At 67.7% G+C, this 2,758-nt stretch carries 3 protein-coding genes; 2 read left to right on the plus strand and 1 reads right to left on the minus strand.

What is annotated here, in order from left to right; genetic code table 11:
- Nucleotides 1-717 (minus strand): dihydroxy-acid dehydratase (locus tag WAO18_RS21885; protein WP_422208329.1); only part of this gene is annotated, 717 nt, incomplete at its 3' end.
- A 198-nt stretch (nt 718-915) separates the two neighbouring features.
- Between WAO18_RS21885 and WAO18_RS21890 the strand changes: the two genes are divergently transcribed.
- Together WAO18_RS21890 and WAO18_RS21895 are read left to right on the plus strand one after the other, a co-directional pair.
- Nucleotides 916-1,206: a metal-sensitive transcriptional regulator gene (locus tag WAO18_RS21890; protein WP_422208330.1), complete on the plus strand. Its 291-nt coding sequence runs from the start codon at nt 916-918 to the stop codon at nt 1,204-1,206.
- A gap of 41 nt (nt 1,207-1,247) precedes the next feature.
- Entirely contained in the window at nt 1,248-2,489 is a 1,242-nt protein-coding gene (locus tag WAO18_RS21895) for an MFS transporter (RefSeq protein WP_422208331.1), read from the plus strand.
- Nucleotides 2,490-2,758 lie beyond the last annotated feature (269 nt).

A 2,758-nucleotide genomic window follows, 5' to 3' on the forward strand; every position in this document is an offset into this window, starting at 1 on the left:
GGCCGGGGGAGCGGCGCTGCCTGGCAGCGACATGCCCAACGCCTCGGCGGCGCTGGCCATGGTGTTGGCGGTGAACATGCCGCCGCACGCGCCCTCGCCGGGGCAGATGGCCCGCTCGATCGCGTCGACGTCCTCGCGCGGCATCAGGCCGCGGGCACAGGCGCCGACGGCCTCGAACGCATCGATGATCGTCACGTCGCGCTCGGTGCCGTCGGACAGCTTGACCCGGCCCGGCAGGATCGAGCCGGCGTAGAGGAAGACCGCGGCCAGGTCCAGGCGCGCCGCGGCCATCAGCATCCCGGGCAGCGACTTGTCGCAGCCGGCCAGCAGCACCGACCCGTCGAGTCGCTCAGCCTGGATGACGGTTTCCACGCTGTCGGCGATCACCTCGCGCGAGACCAGAGAGAAGTGCATGCCCTCATGGCCCATCGAGATGCCGTCGGACACCGAGATCGTGCCGAACTCAAGCGGATAGCCGCCGGCGGCGAACACGCCCTCCTTGACGGATTTGGCCAGCCGGTCCAGCGACAGGTTGCAGGGCGTGATCTCGTTCCACGACGAGGCAACCCCGATCTGGGGCTTGGCGAAGTCTTCGTCGTCCATCCCTACCGCGCGCAACATCCCACGTGAGGCGGCCTTTTCCAGGCCGTCGGTGACCTCGCGGCTGCGAGGCTTGATGTCGATGGGGTTCTTGCTGTCAGGCTTGGAGTGAGACACAGCTCAAGTATGCGTGTAGCGGCAGGTCGGCCAAAATCATTAAAATACCCCCACGGGGTATGGATGCCGATTTGGCGAAACGCCGATTCACCAGGCACACGTGGCGCAGATCGGGCCCGGCGGCGACAATGGTGTCAACACCGGCGCCGTCCCGATGGCCCCGAGCACGATCAGAAGAACACGATGTTGGAGGGGCAGATGGCACCCGCACACGGATACTCATCGCAGAAAGACAACTACGCCAAGCGGTTACGGCGTATCGAGGGTCAGGTGCGCGGTATCGCGAAGATGATCGAAGACGACAAGTACTGCATCGACGTCCTCACCCAGATCAGCGCCGCCAACAACGCACTGCGGTCGGTTGCGCTCAACCTTCTCGACGAACACCTCGGACACTGCGTCACCCGCGCGGTCTCGGAAGGCGGTTCCGAGGCGGACGAGAAGCTGGCCGAAGCCTCGGCGGCCATCGCGCGACTCGTGCGTTCCTGATCGTTAACGCCACGCATGCAATGCGTGGTTGAGTGGTGGCCGTGGGGCCAGCCCGTGTCGCCAAGGGGCGAACCGCTGCAAGCGGGCCCTGGACTCCCCGAGTCGCCGTCCAGCTGGCCGTGCTGGCCGCCGCGGCCTTCACCTACGTCACCGCTGAGCTGCTTCCGGTCGGCGCGCTACCCGCGATCGCACGGGATCTGCACGTCAGCGTTCCGGTGGTCGGCACGCTGCTGGCCTGGTACGCCCTGGTGGCGGCGGTCACGACCATTCCCCTGGTCCGCTGGACCGCGCACTGGCCCCGACGCCGCGCGCTGCTGTTGTCCCTGGCCTGTTTGACCGTGTCTCAGCTCATCTCGGCGCTGGCACCCAACTTCGTGGTGCTGGCCGGCGGCCGGGCGCTTTCGGCGGTCACCCACGGGCTGATCCTGTCGGTCATTGCGCCGATCGCCACCCGGCTGGTTCCGGCCAGTCATTCCGGACGCGCGACGACGATGATCTACGTCGGTATCAGCCTGGCTGTGGTGGTCGGCAGCCCAGCGACGGCCGCGATCAGCCTGGCGTGGAACTGGCGCGTCGCCGTCGCGGCGGTGACCGGGCTGGCCGCCGTAGTGACAGTCGCGGCCTGGGTTGTGCTGCCGGTGATGACGCTGAGTGACGATCAGCTCGCGTCCGTCGGGCGCGGTGCCCGGCATCACCGCAATAGGCGGCTGGTGATCGTGAGCTTGCTCACCATGATCGCAGTCACCGGGCATTACATGTCGTACACCTTCTTCGCGGTGATCGTCCGGGACGTCGTAGGTATCCGCGGCCCGGATATTGCCTGGTTGCTGGCCACTTACGGGATCGCGGGCCTGCTGGCGATGCCGCTGGTCGCCCGACCGATGGACCATCGGCCCCGGGCCGCCGCCATCAGCTGCATGGCCGCCTTGTGGTTCACCTTCCTGATGCTGACCGCTCTGGCGTTGCACCGGCTGCCCCCGACGGCGACGGCTTTGATCGGGTTCTTCGCGATCGCGTTGTGGGGTGGCACGGCCAACGCGGTGTCGCCCATGCTGCAAGCCGCCGCGATGCGGGCCGGCGCCGACGACCCCGACGGCGCATCGGGGCTGTACATGGCCGCGTTTCAGATCGGCATCACGGCCGGATCGTTCGCCGGCGGGCTGTTCTACGAGCGCGGCATGCTGCCGATGCTCGCCGCCTCGGCGGCCTTGATCGGCCTCGGAGCCACCGGAATGATCGCCGAGCGCCGGCTCTTCGACGACCCCACCGCGGACCGACCGTAAACAGTGAAACCCCAGCTCAACGGTCTGATCGACACCCGTTTTCGCGCCGAGCGGCGACTGCTGAATTAATAGTCGGGCCCTCCGCTACGGCATACTGGCCTGAGACCGTGACTTGGAGGGATACAAATGTCGCGATGGACCAAGGGTCCTCTGGCCGCTGCGCTGAGCGCAGTGGGAGTGACCGCTGCGCTGATGTTGGGGAGCGGTGTGTCGCTCGCCGACCCGGAGCCGCCGCCCCCGCCTGCGCCCGCTCCCGAGGTGGCCGCCCC

Origin of the sequence: Mycobacterium sp. (genome assembly GCF_049278535.1) — a bacterium.
In the GTDB taxonomy this organism is placed as follows: Bacteria; Actinomycetota; Actinomycetes; order Mycobacteriales; family Mycobacteriaceae; genus Mycobacterium.

Coding starts and splice junctions, on each gene's coding strand:
- WAO18_RS21890 (WP_422208330.1), top strand. CDS start 916: ATGGCACCCGCACACGGATACTCATCGCAGAAAGACAACTACGCCAAG.